Annotated in this window: 15 protein-coding genes and 1 pseudogene; 9 read left to right on the top strand and 7 right to left on the bottom strand. The window is 67.6% G+C overall.

The window, feature by feature from the left end:
• The first annotated feature begins 6 nt into the window (after nt 1–6).
• Both DPV74_RS21850 and DPV74_RS21845 read left to right on the top strand, forming a co-directional pair.
• Nucleotides 7–1,410, top strand: coding sequence for a UDP-glucose/GDP-mannose dehydrogenase family protein (locus DPV74_RS21850; RefSeq protein ID WP_119337950.1), 1,404 nt, complete (start codon nt 7–9; stop codon nt 1,408–1,410).
• A gap of 26 nt (nt 1,411–1,436) precedes the next feature.
• The gene (locus DPV74_RS21845; protein ID WP_119337949.1) at nt 1,437–4,094 is read left to right on the top strand and encodes a glycosyltransferase; all 2,658 of its coding nucleotides are present in this window, start codon (nt 1,437–1,439) and stop codon (nt 4,092–4,094) included.
• Between the two features lie 44 nt (nt 4,095–4,138).
• Here DPV74_RS21845 and DPV74_RS21840 read toward each other — a convergent pair whose 3' ends face one another.
• Nucleotides 4,139–5,062, bottom strand: coding sequence for an AraC family transcriptional regulator (locus DPV74_RS21840; RefSeq protein ID WP_027789521.1), 924 nt, complete (start codon nt 5,060–5,062; stop codon nt 4,139–4,141).
• Nucleotides 5,063–5,243: 181 nt separating this feature from the next.
• Here DPV74_RS21840 and DPV74_RS21835 point away from each other — a divergent pair, with 181 nt between their 5' ends.
• The gene (locus tag DPV74_RS21835; RefSeq protein WP_021162969.1) at nt 5,244–5,705 is read left to right on the top strand and encodes a (2Fe-2S)-binding protein; all 462 of its coding nucleotides are present in this window, start codon (nt 5,244–5,246) and stop codon (nt 5,703–5,705) included.
• A 2-nt stretch (nt 5,706–5,707) separates the two neighbouring features.
• Nucleotides 5,708–7,918, top strand: a complete 2,211-nt coding sequence (locus DPV74_RS21830; protein WP_119337948.1) for a xanthine dehydrogenase family protein molybdopterin-binding subunit — start codon at nt 5,708–5,710, stop codon at nt 7,916–7,918.
• 221 nt (nt 7,919–8,139) lie between these two features.
• On the opposite strand, the gene DPV74_RS21825 is transcribed toward DPV74_RS21830, so the two are convergent.
• Nucleotides 8,140–8,283: a hypothetical protein gene (locus tag DPV74_RS21825; RefSeq protein ID WP_226112757.1), complete on the bottom strand. Its 144-nt coding sequence runs from the start codon at nt 8,281–8,283 to the stop codon at nt 8,140–8,142.
• A gap of 405 nt (nt 8,284–8,688) precedes the next feature.
• Between DPV74_RS21825 and DPV74_RS21820 the strand changes: the two genes are divergently transcribed.
• Complete coding sequence (locus DPV74_RS21820) at nt 8,689–9,087, top strand: winged helix-turn-helix domain-containing protein (protein ID WP_027789523.1); 399 nt, start codon at nt 8,689–8,691, stop codon at nt 9,085–9,087.
• A 506-nt stretch (nt 9,088–9,593) separates the two neighbouring features.
• Nucleotides 9,594–9,785: pseudogene (locus DPV74_RS21815) on the top strand (lytic transglycosylase); the annotation flags it as partial.
• A 19-nt stretch (nt 9,786–9,804) separates the two neighbouring features.
• Here DPV74_RS21815 and asnB read toward each other — a convergent pair.
• Nucleotides 9,805–11,772, bottom strand: a complete 1,968-nt coding sequence (gene asnB, locus DPV74_RS21810) for an asparagine synthase (glutamine-hydrolyzing) (protein ID WP_119337946.1) — start codon at nt 11,770–11,772, stop codon at nt 9,805–9,807.
• 277 nt (nt 11,773–12,049) lie between these two features.
• Nucleotides 12,050–12,883 carry an autoinducer binding domain-containing protein gene (locus DPV74_RS21805; RefSeq protein WP_119337945.1) on the bottom strand — a complete coding sequence of 278 codons (834 nt, stop codon included), beginning with the start codon at nt 12,881–12,883 and terminating at the stop codon, nt 12,050–12,052.
• Between the two features lie 284 nt (nt 12,884–13,167).
• Here DPV74_RS21805 and DPV74_RS21800 point away from each other — a divergent pair, with 284 nt between their 5' ends.
• Nucleotides 13,168–14,073, top strand: a complete 906-nt coding sequence (locus DPV74_RS21800) for a LuxR family transcriptional regulator (RefSeq protein WP_119337944.1) — start codon at nt 13,168–13,170, stop codon at nt 14,071–14,073.
• A 115-nt stretch (nt 14,074–14,188) separates the two neighbouring features.
• Here the strand turns inward: DPV74_RS21800 and DPV74_RS21795 are convergent, their stop codons facing one another.
• Nucleotides 14,189–15,835: an NRAMP family divalent metal transporter gene (locus tag DPV74_RS21795; protein WP_027789528.1), complete on the bottom strand. Its 1,647-nt coding sequence runs from the start codon at nt 15,833–15,835 to the stop codon at nt 14,189–14,191.
• 116 nt (nt 15,836–15,951) lie between these two features.
• The gene (locus DPV74_RS21790; protein WP_162923104.1) at nt 15,952–16,089 is read right to left on the bottom strand and encodes a hypothetical protein; all 138 of its coding nucleotides are present in this window, start codon (nt 16,087–16,089) and stop codon (nt 15,952–15,954) included.
• Nucleotides 16,090–17,158: 1,069 nt separating this feature from the next.
• Here DPV74_RS21790 and DPV74_RS21785 point away from each other — a divergent pair.
• Together DPV74_RS21785 and DPV74_RS21780 are read left to right on the top strand one after the other, a co-directional pair.
• The gene (locus DPV74_RS21785; RefSeq protein WP_119337943.1) at nt 17,159–17,428 is read left to right on the top strand and encodes a hypothetical protein; all 270 of its coding nucleotides are present in this window, start codon (nt 17,159–17,161) and stop codon (nt 17,426–17,428) included.
• Between the two features lie 102 nt (nt 17,429–17,530).
• A complete protein-coding gene (locus DPV74_RS21780) occupies nt 17,531–18,982 on the top strand; it encodes a carbohydrate porin (RefSeq protein WP_119337942.1) in 1,452 nt (483 codons plus the stop codon).
• Nucleotides 18,983–19,078: 96 nt separating this feature from the next.
• Here the strand turns inward: DPV74_RS21780 and treA are convergent.
• The coding region (gene treA, locus DPV74_RS21775) for an alpha,alpha-trehalase TreA (protein WP_119337941.1) at nt 19,079–20,659 on the bottom strand (1,581 nt) is incomplete at its 5' end.

Below are 20,659 nucleotides of genomic sequence, written 5' to 3'. Positions count from 1 at the left end.
ATCACCATGAATGTGCGGATCGCCATCGTTGGCACCGGTTACGTCGGGCTGGTGAGCGGCGCGTGCTTTGCGGATCTCGGGCATGACGTCGTCTGCATCGACAACAATCGCGGCAAGATCGACGCGCTGAACGAAGGCCTCATCCCGATCTACGAACCGGGCCTCGACGCACTCGTCGCACGCAACGTCGAACGCGGCACGCTGCGCTTCAGCAGCGACCTCGCGGCGAGCGTGCGCGATCGCGACGCGGTATTCATCGCGGTCGGCACGCCGACGCTGCCGGGCACCGACCAGGCAGACCTGCAGTACGTCGAGGCAGCCGCGCGCGAAATCGCGTCGAACCTGACCGGTTTCGCGGTCGTCGTCACGAAGTCGACAGTGCCGGTCGGCACCAACCGGGTCGTCAAGCAGATCGTCGAACGCCACGCGCCGGCAGGCGTCGACGCGGCGATCGCATCGAATCCGGAATTCCTGCGCGAAGGCTCGGCGATCGACGATTTCATGCATCCGGACCGCGTCGTGTTCGGCGCCGAGCATCCGCGCGCGATCGAGATCATGAAGGCGATCTATGCGCCGCTCGAAGCGACGGGCCACCTCGTGCTCGCGACCGAGATCGAAACGGCCGAACTCGTGAAATACGCGGCGAATGCGTTCCTCGCGGTGAAGATCAGCTACATCAACGAGATCTCGGACCTGTGCGAAGCGGTCGGCGCCGATGTCGAACTGGTCGCGAACGGAATGGGCCTCGACCGCCGCATCGGCGCATCGTTCCTGAAAGCCGGCCCCGGCTGGGGCGGCTCGTGCTTTCCGAAGGACACGCGCGCGCTGAAGGCGACGGCGTCCGAACACGCGGTACCGCTGCGCATCGTCAGCGCGGCAATCGAATCGAACGCGCTGCGCAAGGAGCAGATCCTGCGCCGCATCGAGAAGGCCTGCGGCGGCTCGATCAAGGACAAGCGCATCGCGGTGCTCGGCCTCACGTTCAAAGGCCAGACCGACGACGTGCGCGAAAGCCCGAGCATCGACGTGATCCAGCTGCTCGTCGGCGCGGGCGCGCATATCCGCGCATACGACCCGGCACGTCCGCACGAAGCGTCGCGGCTGCTGCCGCAGGTATTCATGGAGGGCTCCGCGATCGACGCGGTGCGCAGCGCGGACGCCGTCGTCGTGATGACCGAATGGAAGGCGTTCGAGGCACTCGATCTCGCCGACCTCGCGGATCACATGGCCGACCCCGTGATGCTCGACATGCGCAACCTGTTCAGCGAACGGCTGGCCGTCGACAGCGGCTTTCGCCGCTACGAACGCGTGGGCCGCTCGTGCGGCGAACGCACGCCGGCGGCCCCGGCACCGGAACAACAGCACGCCAGCGAGGACACCCGGCCGCAACGCGGCCTGCTTCAAGACTGATGATCTGACCTTGACGGGAGAGCACCATGAAGAAGCTGGTTGCGTCGCTTGCGGGCGGCTCCGTGCCGGATACCGCCGATACCGCCGAACCCGACACCGAAGCCGTTCGCACCGACTCGCAGCAGGCAGACGTCCCGCTCGTCGTCCCGTTGATGGACAGCGGGACCAGGATCGTCTTCCACATCCTCGCGCTGTGCTGGTTCGTCGCGCTGGGCATCTTCTGGCGCTGGTGGCTGCGCGACGAGCACTATGTCGACGCGTTCCGCTTCGGCGTCAACTGCTTCGTGCTGTTCTGGACCACCTTCATTCCCGGCTACTTCATTTTCATCATCCGCTCGGCGGTCGTGCCGAACCCCGCGCTGCCGGTGCCGCGCGACTGGCGCGTCGCGATGGTCGTCACCAAGGCGCCGTCGGAGCCGTTCGACATCGTCCGCACGACGCTGCTCGCGATGCTCGACCAGACCTACCCGCACGATACGTGGCTCGCCGATGAAGACCCGTCGCCCGAGACGCTCGACTGGTGCCGCGAGCACGGCGTATTCGTGTCGACGCGGCGCGGCATCGCCGCGTACCACCGCGCGAGCTGGCCGCGCCGCACCAAATGCAAGGAAGGTAATCTCGCGTACTTCTACGACATGGTCGGCTACGACAACTACGATTTCGTGTCGCAGCTCGACGCCGACCACGTGCCGACCCGCACCTATCTCGAGGAGATGCTGCGGCCGTTCGTCGATCCGAAAGTCGGCTACGTGTCGGCACCGAGCATCTGCGACAGCAACGCGGCCGGGAGCTGGAGCGCGCGCGGGCGCGTGAACGTCGAGGGGCCGCTGCACGGCACGATGCAGGCCGGTTATGCGGGCGGCCTCGCGCCGCTGTGCATCGGCTCGCACTATGCGGTGCGCTGCCGTGCGCTGCGCGAGATCGGCGGGCTCGGGCCCGAGCTCGCCGAGGATCACTCGACCACGATGATCTTCAATTCGAAGGGCTGGCGCGGCATGCACGCGCTGAACGCGATCGCGAACGGCGAAGGGCCGCGCACGTTCGGCGACCTCGCCACGCAGGAGTTCCAGTGGTCCAAGAGCGTGATGATCATCATGCTGCGCTACACGCGCCATTACTTCATGGGGCTGCCGCTGAAGCTGAAGGCGCAGTTCCTGTTCTGCCAGCTGTGGTACCCGCTGTGCGCGCTCGCGATGGCCGGCGGCGTCGTGATTCCGGTCGTCGCGCTGCTCACCGGCCGCGTGTGGGCGCACGTCGACTACCTCACGTACCTCACCTACGCGCTGCCGCTGGCCGTGCTGCTCCTGTGCGTCGTGACGTGGGCCACGCATTCGACCCAGTCGTGCCGCCCGCTGAATACGAAGCTGCTGTCGTGGGAAGGGCTGTCGTTCGTGTTCGCGCGCTGGCCGTGGGTCGTGCTCGGCTGCGCGTCGGCGGTGTTCGACTTCGTGCGCGGCAAGGAATTTCCGTTCAAGGTCACGCCGAAGGGCGGCACGATCGAACAGGACGCGCCGCTGCGCGTGGTCGCGCCGTACCTGCTGATCTCGCTGTTCTGCAGCCTGCCCGTCGTCACGGTCGAGAACCCGCGCAATGCCGCGGGCTTCTATCTGTTCTCGACGCTGACGAGCGTCCTGTATCTCGTGATCGCGGCCGTCGTCGCGGTGAATCACGGCAGGGAGCAAGGGCTCGAATGGTCGGCGTTCCGGCAGATGTTCTTCAGCCGCCTGCCCGTGCGCAACGCGCTGTTCGTGTTCGCGCTCGCGATGCTGCTCGCGGGCATCGGGCTGCGCGCGCCGAAAGGCTGGCAGGCGATGATGTGGCGCTCGGGCCTGCCGGCCGTGGTCGCGCCCGCGCCGGGCGAACCGGTGAAGCAGCCCGAACTCGGCGCATACGATCCCGACAACACGCTCGCGGCCGACCGGAATCTCGCGTTCGACCATGTGTTCGTGTCATGGGACGCGCCCGACATCCGCGCGGAAATCGACGCAGCCTACCGGAACGCGCAGGCACGGAACCGCTCGCTGATGCTGACCGTCGAGCCCTGGGCGGCGGGCGACACGCGCCCAGGCGCGCTGCTCGCGGATATCGCGCTCGGGCGCTACGACGCGCGGATCGCGGCCACCTGCTCGGCGCTCGCCGCGTTGAAGGGCCCCGTGTTCGTGCGCTGGGGCCACGAGATGGAGGCCGACACCGGGCGCTATCCGTGGGCCATCGGCGATGCGCCGGCCTACGTGGAGGCGTACCGGCGCGTCGTGACCACGTGCCGCGCGATGACCGACCAGCTCCGCTACGTGTGGTCGCCGGCCGGCAACCGGAACCTCGACGACTATTTTCCGGGCCGCGGTTATGTGGACGCCGTCGGCCTGTCCGTGTTCGACTGCCCGCGCTGCGCGATCTGGCCGGCCGGCGGCCATGCGTCCGCCGCGAGCATCCTGCGGACCAAATACGAGCGAGTGACCGATTACGGGCTGCCGGTGATGATCACGGAGCTCGGCGTCGACGGGTCCGGTTCGCGCAAGCGCGAGGCACTCGACGAACTCCAGCGGTCGCTGTGGCGCTATCCGCTGCTGAAGGCGGTCGTGTATTTCAACGCGGTCGATACGCCGGGCGCGTGGCCGGCGCATTACGTGCCGGACTGGCGGATCGCGCCGACGTTCCTGCAGACGACGGTGGTTGCCCGATGAAATGACCGGCGACCGGCGACCGGCCGCGCGCCGGCTGCCGGCCGTCAGCCGAGCAGTTCCTTCTTCCGCAACTGCACGACGTCGCGCATCGGCGGCGCGCCGAACAGCCGGCTGTATTCGCGGCTGAACTGCGACGCGCTTTCGTAGCCGACGACGGCCGCCACCGACCCGACATCGCCGCCCTGCCGCAGCAACAGCCGCCGCGCCTCGTGCAGCCGCAGCTGCTTCTGGTACTGCAGCGGGCTCAGCGTCGTCACGTGCTTGAAATGGTGGTGCAGCGACGACACGCTCATGTTGACCGCCTGCGCGAGCGACTCGACGCGCATCGGCTCCGCGAAGTGATCGCGGAGCCATTCGATCGCGCGCGCGATCCGGTGCGTCTGGCTGCCCGCGATCGCCATGTGCCGCAGCCGCGTGCCCTGCCCGCTCGTCATCAGCCGGTACAGCAGTTCCTTTTCGATCAGCGGCGCGACGACCGGAATGTCGGCCGGCGTATCGAGCAGCCGCGTCAGGCGCAGCGCGGCATCGAGCAGCGGCGGCGTGAGCTCGGCGAGCGCGATCCCCTCGCCTTCGGGGCCCGCGTCGGGTTCGGGCAGCCGCATCTCGGCCGCGAGCTCGACGATGCGCTGCGGATCGAGCGTCAGCGACAGGCACAGGTAGGGCGCTTCCGGCGACGCGTGCGTCACGCGCGACAGGATCGGCAAGTCGATCGATGTAATCAGGCAATTCTGCGTGTCGTACTCGTAGGCCTGGCCGGCGACGATCACGCGCTTCGCGCCCTGCGCGGCGATCACGAGCGCGGCCCGCGACACGCCGCAGCCGAGATCGACCGGACGCGAGTGCCGGTGCAGCATCAGGCCCGGCACGGCCGTCGAATGCGAGCCGTCCGCCGGCGCGAAACGGCCGATCAGCGTCGCCAGCTCGCGCCGCCCGGATTCGCGCGACGTCACGATATCGGTCATGTCCATGACACTTCCTCGATAGATTTCCTCATGTCGCGGGAGCATAGCGAAACCGCCCGGAGCCTGCCGGGGATTTGCAGGATTGTTCAATAAATTTGCAGGATTGGGTAGACGCAAAAACCGGCGCCTCGCGCAAACTGCCCGCTAACCGGGCGCATGCCGGGTTTTCCCCACGGAGACAATCAAAATGCCTACCTCCTTTGTCCTGAACGGCAAGAACGTCACGCTCGACGCCGATCCGTCGATGCCCGTCCTCTGGGCGATTCGCGAACACGCGGGACTGACCGGCACGAAGTTCGGCTGCGGCATGGCGCAGTGCGGCGCGTGCACCGTGCATCTCGAAGGCCAGGCCGTCCGCTCGTGCGTGCTGCCGCTCGCCGGCATCGCGGGCAAGCACATCACGACGATCGAAGGACTGCAGAGCAAGCCCGCGCAGGCCGTGCAGGCCGCCTGGGTCAAGCTGCAGGTGCCGCAGTGCGGCTACTGCCAGTCCGGCCAGATCATGTCGGCCACCGCGCTGCTCGAACAGAACCCGAAGCCGACCGACGCGGACATCGACGCCGCGATGAACGGCAACCTGTGCCGCTGTGCGACCTACGCCCGCATCCGGGCGGCGATCCACGACGCGGCCGCGACGCTGGGAGCCTGACCATGACGATCGAACTCGACAACACCGGGTCGGTGCGTCCGTCGCGCCGCACGTTCCTGAAGGCCGCGGGTGCCGCGGCCGCCGTCAGCCTGACCATCGGCTTCGAATGGGCCGGCCTCGGCCGCCGCGCGCTGGCCGCGACCGCGCCCGCCGCGGACTTCGCGCCGAATGCGTTCCTGCGCATCACGCCCGACGGCGCCGTCACGGTCATCGCGAAGCACGTCGAAATGGGCCAGGGTGCGTATACGGGCATCGCGACGATCGTCGCCGAGGAGCTCGACGCCGACTGGTCGACCGTGCGCGTCGAAAGCGCGCCGGCCGATGCGAAACGCTACGCGAACCTCGCGTTCGGCACGATGCAGGGCACGGGCGGCAGCTCGGCGATGGCGAACTCGTGGCAGCAACTGCGTGAAGCGGGCGGCAAGGCCCGCGCGATGCTGGTGTCGGCCGCGGCGGCCCGCTGGAAGGTTCCGGCCGGCGAGCTGACGACCGCCAACGGCGTCGTCACGCACGCGAAGAGCGGCAAGAAGGCCGCGTACGGCACGCTCGTCGCCGATGCGTCGAAGCTGCCGGTGCCGGACAAGGTCGCGCTGAAGCAGCCGGCCGATTTCAAGCTGATCGGCAAGCGGATTCCGCGCGTGGACGCGTCGCCGAAATCGAACGGCACCGCGCATTTCACGCTCGACACGACCTTCCCCGGCATGCGGGTCGCGCTGCTGCAGCGCCCGCCGCGCTTCGGCGCCACGGTGAAATCGTTCGACGCGACGGCCGCCAAGGCCGTGCCGGGTGTCGTGTCGGTCGTGCAGGTGCCGGGCGGCGTCGCGGTCGTCGGAACCGGCTTCTGGGCCGCGAAACAGGGTCGCGACGCGCTGAAGGTCGAATGGGACGAAGCGCACGCCGAAAAGCGCAGCTCCGACGAGATCATGCGCGAATACCGGCAGCTCGCCGACAAGCCGGGCACGTCGGCCCGCAAGGACGGCGACGCCGATGCGGCGATCGCGGGCGCCGCGCGCAAGATCGGCGCGACGTACGAATTCCCGTATCTCGCGCACGCGCCGATGGAGCCGCTCGACGCGGTCGTCAAGCTGACGGCGGACAGCTGTGAAATCTGGGCCGGCGACCAGTTCCAGACGGTAGACCAGGCCAACGCGGCCAGGACGGCCGGCCTGAAGCCCGAACAGGTGCAGATCCACACGCTGTACGCGGGCGGCAGCTTCGGCCGGCGCGCGAACGCGTGGTCCGACTACGTGGTCGAGGCCGTGTCGATCGCGAAGGCGCTCGGCGCTGACGGCAAGCCCGTCAAGCTGCAATGGACGCGCGAGGACGACATCCAGGGCGGCTTCTACCGGCCGATGTACTTCCACAAGCTCGACGCGGGGCTGACCGCGGACGGCAAGCTGGTCGGCTGGCGCCACCGGATCGTCGGCCAGTCGATTCTCGCCGGCACGCCGTTCGAAGCGTTCATGGTCAAGAACGGCATCGACGCCACCTCGGTCGAGGGCGCGGCGAACCTGCCGTACGCGGTGCCGAACGTGTCGGTCGAACTCACCACCACCAAGGTGGGCCTGCCCGTGCTGTGGTGGCGCGTGGTCGGCAGCTCGCACACCGCGTACGCCGTCGAGGCGTTCATCGACGAAGCCGCGCACACGGCTGGCAAGGATCCGTACGCATTCCGCCGCGACCTGCTCGCGAAGGAGCCGCGCATGCGCGCGGTGCTGGACCTGGCCGCGCAGAAGGCCGGCTGGGATCCGGCCAAGCCGCTGCCGAAGGGCCGCGGGCGCGGGATCGCCGTCGCCGAGGCGTTCAAGAGCTATGTCGCGCAGGTGGCCGAGGTGTCGGTCGACGCGGACGGCAAGGTGAAGGTCGAGCGCGTGGTGTGCGCGGTCGATTGCGGGATCGCGATCAATCCCGACATCGTCGCCGCGCAGATGGAGGGCGGCATCGGCTTCGGGCTCGGCGCGGTGATGCACAGCGCGATCACGCTGAAGGACGGCCAGGTCGAACAGCGCAACTTCGACGGCTACCACGTGCTGCGCATCGCGGAGATGCCGAAGGTCGAGGTGCATATCGTGCCGTCGGCCGAAGCGCCGACCGGGGTCGGTGAGCCGGGCGTCGCGCCGGTCGGGCCCGCGGTCGCGAACGCGATCTTCGCGGCAACGGGCAAGCGGCATTACGTGCTGCCGTTCGATTCGGCGGATAGCGCGAAGGCTTGACGGCGGGGCGCCACGCCGGCCGCGGGGCGGAGACGCCCTGCGGCCGGCGTTTTCAATGCATCGCGGGAATGTCGTGCAGGTTCGAGCCGACGCCGCCCGACCTCGCGCGGCCCGTCGGCCCTCTTACTCCTGCTCGACTTCCGGCCAAAGCCTCGGAAACAGAAACCGGCGGCTGCTCAGCGGCAATCCGAACGAAAGTTCGCCGCGATGCGAAGGCGAAGTCAGCAGAGCGCAGTCGCCAGCGGGGTATCGCGTACGGCAAGCAACCGCTGCGACGAATCGACGAGTTCGGCGGCCTGCTCAAGCAGCGGATCGTGTACGCGATCTTCGGGAAACAACGGCTCAAAGGTGGCGACGGTCGTCATGCTTCCGTGCAGGGTTTCATGTAGGGTTCGATGTCGGCAAGTGTGGCCACTTATGTCACTGATTTATATGGATTTCCCATCGAACCATGTAGGGTTCGATGTCGTGTTCCCATCCCCTGCCGCCGATCCGGATCGCGCGCATGTTGCCCCTGCGGCTCCCCCCGCGTTACGTCAGACGTAACGCCCGTAACGTCAGCAGCCGATGCTACGTAACAATCCTTCACCTTTGCTCGGACCCTTTCCCTACCCGCGGCACGCCACTCCTTGAAAATTCTTTTAAATTCAAGGCTACAGCGCCGTCCGCTCGGGTGCCGCCCCCTGTCGTGACGTGACGACCCCTTCCCTGGCCCGGAAGTTGCAGCACAGGACCCGCAAACACTCCTTTATGGACATGCGAGGGCCACCATGGATTGCAAATACCTGTACATCGACAACATAAAAATCAACTTCGTGCGCCGCACGATCGAAATCGACAACAAGATCGTCGACGTCACGCCGCGTGAATTCGACGTCGTCGAATTCCTGCTCGACAACATGAACAAGATCGTGCCGCGGCAGGCAATCCAGGAAGCCGTGTGGGGCCGTGAACTCGGCGTGTCGTCGCGCACGCTCGACACCCATATCTCGCGTATCCGCTCGAAGCTGCAACTCGATCACGACAAGAACCTGCGGATCATTCCGATCTATGCGGTCGGCTATCGCCTGGTGCTGTTCGGTGCGGCGATGACGCACGTCGAGCGCCACGAAGCCGCGCCGATCCTGCGCGCGGCACCGCAAGCCGTAATGGCCGCCGACTACGCCTGACGATTTACCCGCGCGCCGCATGCGTGCGGCTCGCCTGCGAGCTCCCCCCACCGCGCTGCGCCGATCCGCAGCGCTTCGCGGCACGCCCGTCGGGCGCGGCACGCACGCCGCCCGGCCCGCCAGCCAGTCGCGACCCGACCGCCGCCTCAGGGCGGCGGTCGCTTTTGGGCGCCGGCGGCAGCACGACATCACGCTTCGTCCGCGTCGTCGCGTCCACTCGGGCCGCCGCCGATGCCCGCGACTACGGAATCCGGCGTGACACGCGACCATCGCCGTCCCTACAATCGACCCGGTAGCCGCGCGCCCTCCGCGCCGCCGGCCCCGGAACGAACGGAACGATCATGAAGATGCGCGATTCGCGAACCGCCGTCGCCTGCCATTGCGCGTTGGCCGCGCTGGTCGCACTCGTGTGCACCGCGCCGCCCGTTGCGCACGCGGCGAACGACACCACGCTTCACGTCGCGTCGGTGACGCCGGGCGATCCGGATGACGGCAGCGCCGGTCGCGACACGCCGCCCGCGCGCCAGCGACGGATGGATGCCGCTGCGACCACCCCGCCCGATCGCGTGCGCCGGCAAGCTTCGCCGGCGGCCTCCGCCGATCCGCCTTCGTGCCATGCGCGGCCCGTGATGACGATGTGTCGAGGCCTGCACTCGAACGACGCGAAGCGGCGCTGCATGCGTTGCCTCGATCAGTAACGACGCGCAGCGCGCCGCCTCATGCGGCGCGCTGCGCCTCCAGCCACGCCTGGAACATCAGCACCGTCCACAGCTGGTGCTGCCAGTTCATCCGGCCGGTCACGTGCTGCCGCCACAGACGTTCGACCGCGTCCGCATCGAAATAGCCTTCCTCGCGCAATCGCGACGGCCGCAGCAGCGCCTCGGCCCAGTCGCGCAGCGCGCCGCGCAGCCAGTGATCGACGGGCGCGCAGAAGCCCTGCTTCGGCCGGTCGATCAGCGCGGACGGCACGTAGCGGTCGAGCAGCCGGCGCAGCAGCGCCTTCGATTGCCCTTCCGGCAAGCGCACGTGCGCCGGCACGCGCCACGCGAATTCGACGACGTGATGATCGAGGAACGGCATGCGCGTTTCGAGGCTCACCGCCATCGCCGCGCGATCGACTTTCGCGAGGATGTCGGTCGGCAGGTACGTGAGCGTGTCGATCGCCATCGCCTGCTCGGCGAAGCTCAGGTGCGCGGGCCATGCGGATACGGTGTCGAGCGGCGTCGCCGGCTCCTGCCCCGACAGCGCGAGGCGCTCGGGATGATGCACCGACGACATCAGCAGCCGGTACAACCCGATGCGGCTCTCGGCGGTCATCACATGGCCGAGCTTGTGCAGGCGATCGCCGATGCGCGCCGCCGATTCGCGTGCCTCCATGCCGCCCCACGCTCCCTGCGCGACGGCCGCAAGCTGATCCGCGTGATCGGGCCGCAACGCATGCAGCGCGGCGGCGATCCGCGCGCGCACGGCGCCCGGCACGCGATGCAGCTTGCGCCACAGGCGCGGCGTCAGGAAGTAGCGCGTGTAGCCGCCAAACAGCTCGTCGCCGCCGTCGCCGGACAGGCTCACCTTCACGTGCCGGCGCGTCAGCTCCGACACGAGAAAGGTCGGGATCTGCGATGCATCGGAAAATGGCTCGTCGTAGATCGACGGCAGCTTCGGCACGACGCCGAGCGCGTGGTCGGCCGTGACGTAGAGCTCGGTATGGCGCGTGCCGAGATGGCGCGCGACGGCCTTCGCATAACCGGCCTCGTCGTAGCCGGCCTCGTGGAAGCCGATCGTGAACGTATCGACCGGTGTCGACGATTGCGCCTGCATCAGCGCGACGATCGTCGATGAATCGACGCCGCCGGACAGGAACGCACCGAGCGGCACGTCGGCTTCCATCTGCCGCGCGACGGCCTGGCGCAGGACCACGTCGAGCTGGCCCACCGCGTCGTCGGCACTGCCTTCGAACGGCTCCGCGCGACCGTCCTCGATCACCTGTTCGAGCGTCCAGTACGCACGCAGGCGCGGCGTGTCGCGCGCATGCTCGAACTGGATATACGTGCCGGGCGGCAGCTTGTGGATGCCGCGATAGATCGTATGCGGCGCGGGCACGCTCGACTGGCGCAGGTACAGGCACAGCGCATCGCGATCGATCGCGCCGTCGAAGCCCGGATAGCCGCGCAGCGCCTTCAGTTCGGACGCGAACACGAGCGCGTCGCCGATCCGGCCGTAGTAGAGCGGTTTTTCGCCGATCCGGTCGCGCGCGAGCGTCAGCACCCGCGATGCCCGATTCCACAGCGCGAACGCAAACATGCCGGTCGCGCGCCGCAGCGTCGCGTCGACACCCCACGCGACGATCGCCGCGATCAGCACCTCGCTGTCGGAGTGGCCGCGCCACGCCGGTGCGCGCCCCGCGCGCTCGAGCTCCGCGCGCAGTTCGCGATGGTTGTAGATTTCGCCGTTGAAGACCATGACGTAGCGACCGCACGCGGATGCCATCGGCTGTCGGCCGTGTACCGACAGGTCGACGATCGCGAGCCGTCGGTGGCCGAGCGCGATGCCGGCCTCCGGGTCGACCCAGATCCCCTGCCCGTCCGGCCCGCGATGCGCAAGGCTCGCCGTCATGCGCGCGAGCGTGCCGCGCGCTGTCTCCTCATCGCAGGCGACGCTATTCAAAAAGCCGTCGATTCCGCACATTGATTTGTCTGCCCCTGTTGACCAGTTCCGTCACGCACGGCGCAACCTCGCGGCCCGCCATCCGGCGTGACGACCGGGCCATATTACGAAGAAATAAATCAGCAATAATTCATAGGTGAACTCGCCAATCACTCGAAAAAACCGCTGTCAAGCATCGTGTGCGCGGCGCGCCGGCGCGCGCGGCCGCAGCAGCCCGTCGGGCTGGCCACGCACGGGCCGGCCCGACGGTCATCGATCGCGGGGTAAAAACGGGGACGAACGCGGCGGACGCGCGGGGTCAGGACGGCAGCCGGCGGGCCGCCAGGTAGGCGAGCTGCGCGCGGTTCTGCACGTTGAAGAGTTTTTCGAGCGAGCGGATATGGTGGCCGACCTTGTGCAGCGACGTGCGCAGCGCACTCGCGATCTCCTGGTCGGACAGACCGTGCACGAGGCGGTCGAGCACTTGTAGTTGCTCGTCGCCGAGCGCGAAGCCGCGCATGCGCGCGATGCGTGCCTCGAGGAACGGCAGCGCGACACGATGCACCGCGAGGCTGACCGACAGCGCGCCGCCGATCACGCGATCGTCGATCCATTCGGTGCCGTGCGTCTCCGACGTCACGTTCACCGCGACACGCAGGTCGAGGCGCGGCGCCGACAGGCCGAACAGCACGCCGCTGTTCATCGCGTGCGCACGCAGATGGCCGGCGAGCGCCAGCATCTTGCGGTCGCCGCTGCCCTGCGCGGCCGCCTCGATCTCGTCGAGCTGCCACGCGACCGGAAAACCGCTCTGCCGCACCTGCGCGAACCGCGGGTCGCTCTCGTAGAGCATGCCCTCGAAAAACGGCTGCATGAACGTCGCGGGAGCGAGGTCGCGAAGCAGGTGCGCGCACAGGATGCGCCGCCCGATCATTTCGAAAGCGCCGTAACCGAGCGTACTGAAACCGATTTGCCGCAAGCGCGCATGGCACTGCGCGAAATCGACCAAAGCCGGGTCGGTTTTACCGAATTCGATTTGCGCGCCGGTAAAAACGTCGTACCCGATTGCCTGATATTCATTCGAATAAGCCGCGGCCGTTGCGATATCGGCCTGCGAAAACCATTCGACGCGTGGTGCGCCGTCAGCGTATGTCATGAGGAGCCCGCCCTTTCCCAATATGTGAACCTGCGCCCCGTCACGATCTGGTCTTGTCTCGATGGATTTTCTGGTCTTCGTTATTTGCGTGCGAATAGGAATCTTCCGCCGCCATTAGTATTACGGCATATTACGCGTACACAAGCGTTTTTGTACAATGCCCCCGCGCTGCGTCATGGATGACGATCCGCGCATATCACACCGATGCTCGATCGCACCGCCGCGACGGCCGTACACGATACGGCCGCCGTCAGGCGAGATGCGTCGATTCCGAGGGATGGCACATGTCCGACATTGCATTGCATGAAGAAGCGGTCGCCTCAACCTTTCCCCGCCCGTCGCACGGGCCCAGCGCGTGCCCCGACGCGCTGCGGGTGCGCCCCGTACAGGTCGTCTGGTGCGACGACGTGAAACGCGGCGACGTCACGCAGCCGCACGCGCCGAAACTCGGCGTGGCCGATACGCTCGCGCACGCGCAGAGCACGGCCGAGCGCAGCCGGATCGTCGCAAGCCTGCTGCACCTGACGGGTTTCTCGACGTTCGCGTACTTCGCGCTCGAATTCGCGCACGAGCGGGTCGAAAGTCTCTACCTGCACGAAGCATTCACCCCGTCCACCTATCGCGGCGACTACGTGCGCCACCAACATCACGACGTCGATCCGCGCACGCTCGGCGCACGCGTGTGCAACATGCCGATCGTGTGGGATCTGCAGCAGTTGCGCCGCGAACACCGCGAGCGCGACGCCGGCCCGCGCGCGACGCCGGCCGCGCTCGACGGCTTCCTGCAGACGATGCAGGACGACGGGATGTGCAGCGGCATCATGTATTCGATGGCCGTGCCCGGCACGCGGCTGCATGCGTTCATGAGCTTCACCGCGCCGCGCCGCACGCGCGAATGGATCACGCCGGCGACGATCGAGCAGGCGCTGTCGATCGGGCTGTCGGTGCACAAGTTCGCATCGCCGCAGCTGATCTCGACATCGCGCGAGCGCGCGGTGAACGGGCTCACGCCGTTCGAGCAGGAACTGCTGATCGGCATCGCCGAAGGCGCATCCGACAAGGAGATCGGCCGGCGCCTCGACACCAGCGCGCACAACGTCGACTATCACCTGCGCAAGCTGCGCAAGCGCTTCGGCGTCGCGAACCGCATCCAGCTCACGTACCTGACGTCGAAGCTCGAATTGATCTGACCGTCGCGCAGCGCATGCGACGTGCCGCAAGCGGGCGCGTAAACGCACATGCCGGCCACGGAGGCCGGCATGTGCGGGCTGCGGCCCGGCGCCGTTTCCTGGCAGACGGCCTGCGTTACTTCAGCAGCGTCATCTGCACCACCTTGACGATCACGAGACCGACCGCGATCACGAGATAGCCGCGCAGCACGGCCATCCAGATTCGCGTCGCCAGCGTCATGTTCTGCGGCTCGAGCGTATCGAGCGGCGGCATGCGCCACGTGTCGCGCAACGTGCGATCGATCGCCGGTTCAATCACGCGCTTGTTGCGACGGATCAATACCGTCGCGATGTAGCCCGTGATCGCGAGCACGGTGCCGCCGACCAGCACGTCGACGATCGCTTCGCCGCTGATATCCGGATACATCACCGACGCAGTGAGGATGATCGACAGCAGCACGAGCACCCAGATCACCGCACCGGTGAACACGTTGAGCTTCGTCGAGTTGACCCACGGGCCGAGCACCTGGCGGTCGTTGCACAGCACCAGCAGGAACACCGTCGCGCTCGGCAGCAGCACGCCCGCGAGCGTCTGCACCGCTTCGGTCAGCAGGCCGAGCGGGCTGCCCGGAATCAGCACGAGCGTGGCCGCGGCCGCGACGATGCCGAAATACACGAGATAGAAACCCTTCGCATCGGACACGCCGCGGTGCAGCGAGTGGCGGATCTTGAACACGTCGCCGATTGCATAGGCCGTCGACAGCGACACGGCCGCCGCGCCGATGATGCACGCGTCGAGCAGCGCCACCGCGAACAGCGTTGCGCTCGTGCGGCCGGCATACTTCTCGAGGCCCGCGATGATGCCGCCCGCGTCGGCGAAGTTGCCGGCTTCCGGATGCCCGTTGAACAGCGCGGCGCTGAAACCGATCATGGCGACCGCACCGATCAGCACGAACGCGATGCCGATCCACAGGTCGGCCTTTTCATACTTCATGAAGCGCGGCGTGATGCGCTTGTCGATCACGTAGCTCTGCTGGAAGAACAGCTGCCACGGCGCGACGGTCGTGCCGACGATGCCGATCACGAGCAGCATCACGTCCGACAGCTTCGCGTGCGCGGGCCAGTTCGGCACGAAGAAATCGCGCGTCATCTGCGCGACGGGCGGATGGATCGACACGAGCACCGGCACAAGCAGCAGGCTCAGCACGCACAGCCCGATCGCGAACCGCTCGAATCGCCTGAAATCCCCGGTACTCACCGCGGCCATGGTCAGCGCCGCAGCCACGCACACGCCCGCGACCTTCGGCAGCCCGAAGAAATCCAGCACGAACGTGATGCCGATGAACTCGGTGACGATGGTGAGCGCATTGAGCAGGAACAGGTCGATCACGCTGAACGCGCCCCAGAACTTGCCGAAGCGCTCGAAGATCAGCCGTGCGTGGCCGACACCCGTCACCGCGCCGAGGCGCAGCACCATTTCCTGGTTCACGTACAGCACGGGCACGAGCAGCAGCAGCGTCCACAGCAGCGTCGTGCCGTAGTTCTGGCCGGCCTGCGTGTAGGTGCCGAATGCGCCGGCGTCGTTGTCGCCCACCATCACGATGAGGCCCGGGCCGATGATCGCGAGCAGCGTGCGCAGACGCGCCCACCACGAGCCGCGCGTGCCGGTGTCGTGATGCGCGATCGTACCGAGCGCGCCGCGGATGTCGCCAAGGTGGGCCTCGTCGAGCACGGCGGCGCGTTCGACGGCGATCGGTGGAGAAACGTTGGATGGCGTGGACATGATGTGTTCCGTACGGCTAATGGTTATCTGGTGAGCGTGCGACCTTGGGATGCGCGCGGGGCGACCGCCCGATGGCGGCCGCGCGTGCGCATGCCGAGGCGCGCTCGGCGCTTTTTTCAGCGGATCAGCGATTTCAGCCGGTTCAACAGGCGGGAGAACACCCGCGGACGGGCGTCGAGCATCAGCATCGCGTCGTAGTGGTTGCGCGATTCCGTGACGTGCGGGAGATTCGACAGCAGAAGGCCGAAGTTCATGGTCTGGCTCCGTGCGGCGACGGCAAGCGTGCCGGCCGCGTGGTGGGCGCGGGGCCAGTCCGGCGCCTGAACGGCGTGTCAGGCTAGTCGGCCGGATTGTCCCTGCGACCCGGGTTCAAAAGGGTCTGTGCGTGCAACGGGCATAAGGGACAACTGTCACTGTCGTTCATGGCGGCTCCTGTGCGGTGTTCCGGAGAACACGGTTGACCGCCGTCAGGCGTGCGGGCCGGCATTCGCGCGCCAGGGAAAGGCGTGCGCGAACGCGGCCGCCTGCCGGGCGGCGGTGAAACCGGGCGGCGCATGCGAAAACGCATCACGCTAACCGGCGCGAATCAGGGTGCACGTAGGAATTTGCTGCGGAATACTGCTGCGCGCACCGTTTGCCCGGGGGACAAACGGCGGCTTCGATGAGGCGCGGACGTCGGTCGCTCAGGCGGAAATTTCGTTCGAAGATCGACTACTGCAGGCGTCCAAGGCGGCGGCCCCAAGAGTGAAGATGCCGGATTCTATGGACGGCCCGAAAGTGAAGTCAACCCCGCCAAACCCCATTTCCCGAAATAAATTTCCGCCTTCGCGGCACTGAAAGAATTGCCCTTGAAACGACGTGCCGAAACCTTTCAGAGCGTCACGTCACGGTCACGATCCGATGTGTGCGAACAACGGCGCGGCACTTGGCCGTCGCCTCGTCGTGGCGGCCTCGCACCCTCGCGCTCCACGGCGATGCGTCCGCCACGCACGGCGCCTTTCATGCGTTTTTTACTTGCACTGCAGCAAACGACGCGAATACAATCCGCCGCAATTCATCACAGGAGTCCCTCCGTGGACACATGCTCTAGTTGCAGTTCGACGCCGGTCCAGGCCGGCCAAGCCATCGCGAGATAGCAGCCAGACGCATGTCTTACGCCGCTAGCTCGCATTCGTCGGGTTAGCGCGCTTCCTTCCGGGCCGGCCATCGCCGGTTCGTCCGTTGCACGCTCCGTTACGTTCCACCCACCGATCGCAGGCCGCGTCACGCGCCCGCGCTCGATCACGTCGTCCGGCCTTCGCCGGACCGGACGGAGGCAGCGTCATGTTTCTTCAATCGCTCGCGGTCAGGCTCAAGCGCATCGTGCATGTCGCATGCGACCGCTCGTTCGTTTCCGGCCTCTCGCCGCTCGCCCATGCGCTCGGCAACTGGCGCAGCTCAGCACTCGCCCAGATGCCGGCAGCGCCCCGCCCGCTCGACTGCCTGCTGTTCGCCGTGATGGCGGCCGCGGTCGCGCTCGTCGCGCTGCTGTGCTCGGCCGCGCCGCGCCTCGGCTTCGCGCAGGTGTGGCGTATCGGCGGCTGGCTGCCGTAAATCGTCCGTCGCGCAGCCGTGCTGCGCGACAGTCCCGCCACGCTTCCCGCATCACGTTTTCGCTTCTTCAGCCTCACTAATCAAACCACCAACGGAGCCCACATGAAGAACCCTCTCGAACACGTTCCGCGCACGCTCCGCCTCGATGCGCTCGCCGCGCTGCTGCTGTCGCTCGCCGCCGCTCCCGCGTTCGCGCAATCTTCGCTGCCCGCCTCGGCCGAACCGGCAGCCGGCGCCGGCGACGCCGCCGCGCCCACCGGCTTCCGGGAGCGCTCGAACCTGCTCGGCAACATGGGCGGCCTGCGCGACGTGCTGGGCGATCACGGCATCACGCTGAACCTGCAGGAGACCAGCGAGTACCTGTACAACACGTCGGGCGGCACGGGTCGCGGCGGCGCCTACCAGGGACTCACGCAATTCGGCTTCGACGTCGACACCGGCAAGGCGGTCGGCCTGCCGGGCGGCACGTTCAACGTGTCGGCGCTGCAGATTCACGGCACCAACCTCACGCAGCGCTATCTGCAGACGCTGCAGACCGCGACCGGCATCGAGGCGAATTCGACCACGCGCCTATGGGAGCTCTGGTACCAGCAGTCGCTGCTCGACGACAAGGTCGACGTGAAGGTCGGCCAGCAGAGCGTCGACCAGGAATTCATGGTGAGCCAGAACGCGGCGGCCTTCATGAACGCCACGTTCGGCTGGCCCGTGCTGCCGTCGACCGATCTGCCGGCCGGCGGCCCCGCGTATCCGATGTCGTCGCTCGGCGTGCGGCTGCGCGTGAAGCCCGCCGATGCGTGGACCGCGATGGTCGGCGTGTTCGACGGCAACCCGGCCGGCCGCACCGACGGCGATGCGCAGGTGCTGAACGCGCACGGCACCAACTTCAACCTGCGCAGCGGCGCGTTCGTGATCGGCGAAGTGCAGTATGCGCTGAACGCGCCGCCCGCCGATCCGAAGGCGCCGCAGCCGGCCGGCCTGCCGGGCACGTACAAGCTCGGCTTCTGGTATCAGTCGCAGCATGCGAACGATCCGCGCTACGGCACCGACGGCCTGTCGCTCGCGAATCCGGCGAGCAACGGCATGCCGGCCACGCATCGCGGCAACTACAGTTTCTATGCGGTCGCGGACCAGATGGTGTGGCGGCCGGCGCCGGACAGCCCGCGCTCGGTGGGCGTGTTCGCGCGCGTGATGGGCGCGCCGGGCGACCGCAATACCGTCGATTTCGCCACCAATGCAGGCGTGACGCTGAAGGCGCCGTTCAAGGGACGCGACAACGACGTCGCGGGTCTCGCGGTCGGCTACACGAAGATCGGCTCGCATGCGCGCGGCCTCGACGGCGACACCGGCGCATACACGACACCCGGCTATCCGGTACGCCGCGCGGAAACGGTCGTCGAGGCGACCTACCAGTACCAGGTCACGCCGTGGTGGCAATTGCAGGCCGACCTGCAGCACTTCTTCCGTCCGGGCGGCGGCATCCCGAACCCGAACGCGGCCGGTGCGCGCATCGGGGACGAAACGGTGGTCGGCGTGCGCACGACGATCGTGTTCTGACGCACGCCGGATGCAGACACGGGCCGGACGGCCGCTTACGCGACAGTCCGGCCCGTGCGTTCTCTCGCGGGGCAAGCGCGCGGCCCGTGCCGCGCGTCACTCGCCGTACAGCCCGAGCAGTTTCAGCGTGACGCCGTTGGTCCAGCCGAAGCCGTCCTGCAGCGGATATTCGCCGCCCCCACCGCCGCCCGTGCCGGCGCCTTCGACCACGTATTTCTCGACGAGCTTGCCTTCGGTCGCATACACGTGCTTCACGTCGGACAGGAAACGCGTGCCGATGTCCTTCGCGAGCGCCGGTTCGCCGTAGCGCCGCAGCCCGTCGATCGCGATCCACTGCAACGGCGCCCAGCCGTTCGGCGCGTCCCACTGCTGCCCCGTGTTCTCGGTGGTCGTCGCGAGGCCGCCCGGCTGCAGCAGCGTCTTGCGCACCTCGCGCGCGGTCGCCTTCGCGCGCTCGGGCCACGCAACGCCCGCGAACAACGGATACAGCGCGGCGGCCGTCACGGCGTCGCGCGGCTTGCGCAACTGCCAGTCGTAGTCGCCGTAGTAGCCGCGACGGTTCCACAGATAGCGGTTGATCGCGGCCGCACGCCGCGCCGCGCGCCCGGAAAAATCGGTCACGCAGGCCACGTCGCGCGTGAGCGCGCAGCCCTTCACAATCGTCGTCTCGAGATGGAACATCAGGCTGTTCAGGTCGACCGGCACGATCGACGTCGTGCGGATCGTCGCGAGCGTCTTGCCGTCGCCGAACCAGCGCGAGCTGTAGTCCCAGCCGCTTTCGGCGCCCGCGCGCAGGTCGCGGTACACCTCGTTCGCCGGACGCCCCGGCGCCGACTTCGCGGTCGTCACGTCCTCGAGATACGACTCGTCGCGCGGCGTATCGCTCGCATCCCAGTAGCGGTTCAGCACAGCGCCGTCGGGCATCGCGACCACATTGCGCGCGGCCTGCCCGCGCGGCGTCGTGGTTTCGCCCTGCATCCAGTACGCGTACTCCTTGCGCAGTTCCGGCAGATATTTCTGGTAGACCTTGTCGCCTTCGGCCTGTGCGGCAAGCGTGACCATATAGGCGAAGAACGGCGGCTGCGAGCGGCTCGCGTAGTACGTGCGGTTGCCGTTCGGGATGTGCCCGATCGTGTCGATCAGATGGGCGAAGTTGTCGAGCATGTCGTCGACGAGATCCTCGCGGCCCGACACCTGCAGCCCGAGCATCGTGAAATAGGTATCCCAGTAGTAGCCTTCGCGGAAGCGGCCGCCCGGCACGACATACGGCTTCGGCAGCGGAATCAGCGAACTGTAGGGCGGCACCGTCGTGCTCGTGCGCGTGAGCTGCGGCCACAGCCAGTCGATGTGCTGGCGCAGCGTCTGGTTCGGCGGCGGCGTGACGCCGCCTTCCGGGGGCGGCGTGAAATGCTGGCCGACGAACGCCTTCAGCGAGAAGCCCGGCTGCGATTTCTGTTGCTGATACAACTGCACGATCGTCGCGGGATCGCTGTCGGGCGTCGCGTCGACGAAGGTCTTCTGGTCGGGATAGATCTGCGCGGTCTGCACCGCGACGAACAGGTCGCCATAGAGCTGGCTCGGCGGCGGCAGCAGCGTGCCCGACGCGGGGCCGGCAACCGCGGCCGTCGCGGGCGCCGCCGACTGATCGACCGCCTGCGCGGCGGCCCGGTTCGCGTT

The sequence above is a fragment of the Burkholderia sp. HAN2018 genome (assembly GCF_024704855.1).
Lineage (GTDB): Bacteria > Pseudomonadota > Gammaproteobacteria > Burkholderiales > Burkholderiaceae > Burkholderia > Burkholderia cepacia.
This window is presented reverse-complemented; position numbering and strand designations above follow the sequence as displayed.

What these genes read in the sequence shown, in the direction of transcription:
- asnB (WP_119337946.1), bottom strand. Translation starts at nt 11,772, where the DNA reads ATGTGCGGAATCGACGGCTTTTTGAATAGCGTCGCCTGCGATGAGGAG.
- DPV74_RS21800 (WP_119337944.1), top strand. Translation starts at nt 13,168, where the DNA reads ATGTCCGACATTGCATTGCATGAAGAAGCGGTCGCCTCAACCTTTCCC.
- DPV74_RS21835 (WP_021162969.1), top strand. Translation starts at nt 5,244, where the DNA reads ATGCCTACCTCCTTTGTCCTGAACGGCAAGAACGTCACGCTCGACGCC.
- DPV74_RS21795 (WP_027789528.1), bottom strand. Translation starts at nt 15,835, where the DNA reads ATGTCCACGCCATCCAACGTTTCTCCACCGATCGCCGTCGAACGCGCC.
- DPV74_RS21805 (WP_119337945.1), bottom strand. Translation starts at nt 12,883, where the DNA reads ATGACATACGCTGACGGCGCACCACGCGTCGAATGGTTTTCGCAGGCC.
- DPV74_RS21840 (WP_027789521.1), bottom strand. Translation starts at nt 5,062, where the DNA reads ATGGACATGACCGATATCGTGACGTCGCGCGAATCCGGGCGGCGCGAG.
- DPV74_RS21790 (WP_162923104.1), bottom strand. Translation starts at nt 16,089, where the DNA reads ATGAACTTCGGCCTTCTGCTGTCGAATCTCCCGCACGTCACGGAATCG.
- DPV74_RS21845 (WP_119337949.1), top strand. Translation starts at nt 1,437, where the DNA reads ATGAAGAAGCTGGTTGCGTCGCTTGCGGGCGGCTCCGTGCCGGATACC.
- DPV74_RS21820 (WP_027789523.1), top strand. Translation starts at nt 8,689, where the DNA reads ATGGATTGCAAATACCTGTACATCGACAACATAAAAATCAACTTCGTG.
- DPV74_RS21780 (WP_119337942.1), top strand. Translation starts at nt 17,531, where the DNA reads ATGAAGAACCCTCTCGAACACGTTCCGCGCACGCTCCGCCTCGATGCG.
- DPV74_RS21785 (WP_119337943.1), top strand. Translation starts at nt 17,159, where the DNA reads ATGTTTCTTCAATCGCTCGCGGTCAGGCTCAAGCGCATCGTGCATGTC.
- DPV74_RS21825 (WP_226112757.1), bottom strand. Translation starts at nt 8,283, where the DNA reads ATGACGACCGTCGCCACCTTTGAGCCGTTGTTTCCCGAAGATCGCGTA.
- DPV74_RS21850 (WP_119337950.1), top strand. Translation starts at nt 7, where the DNA reads ATGAATGTGCGGATCGCCATCGTTGGCACCGGTTACGTCGGGCTGGTG.
- DPV74_RS21830 (WP_119337948.1), top strand. Translation starts at nt 5,708, where the DNA reads ATGACGATCGAACTCGACAACACCGGGTCGGTGCGTCCGTCGCGCCGC.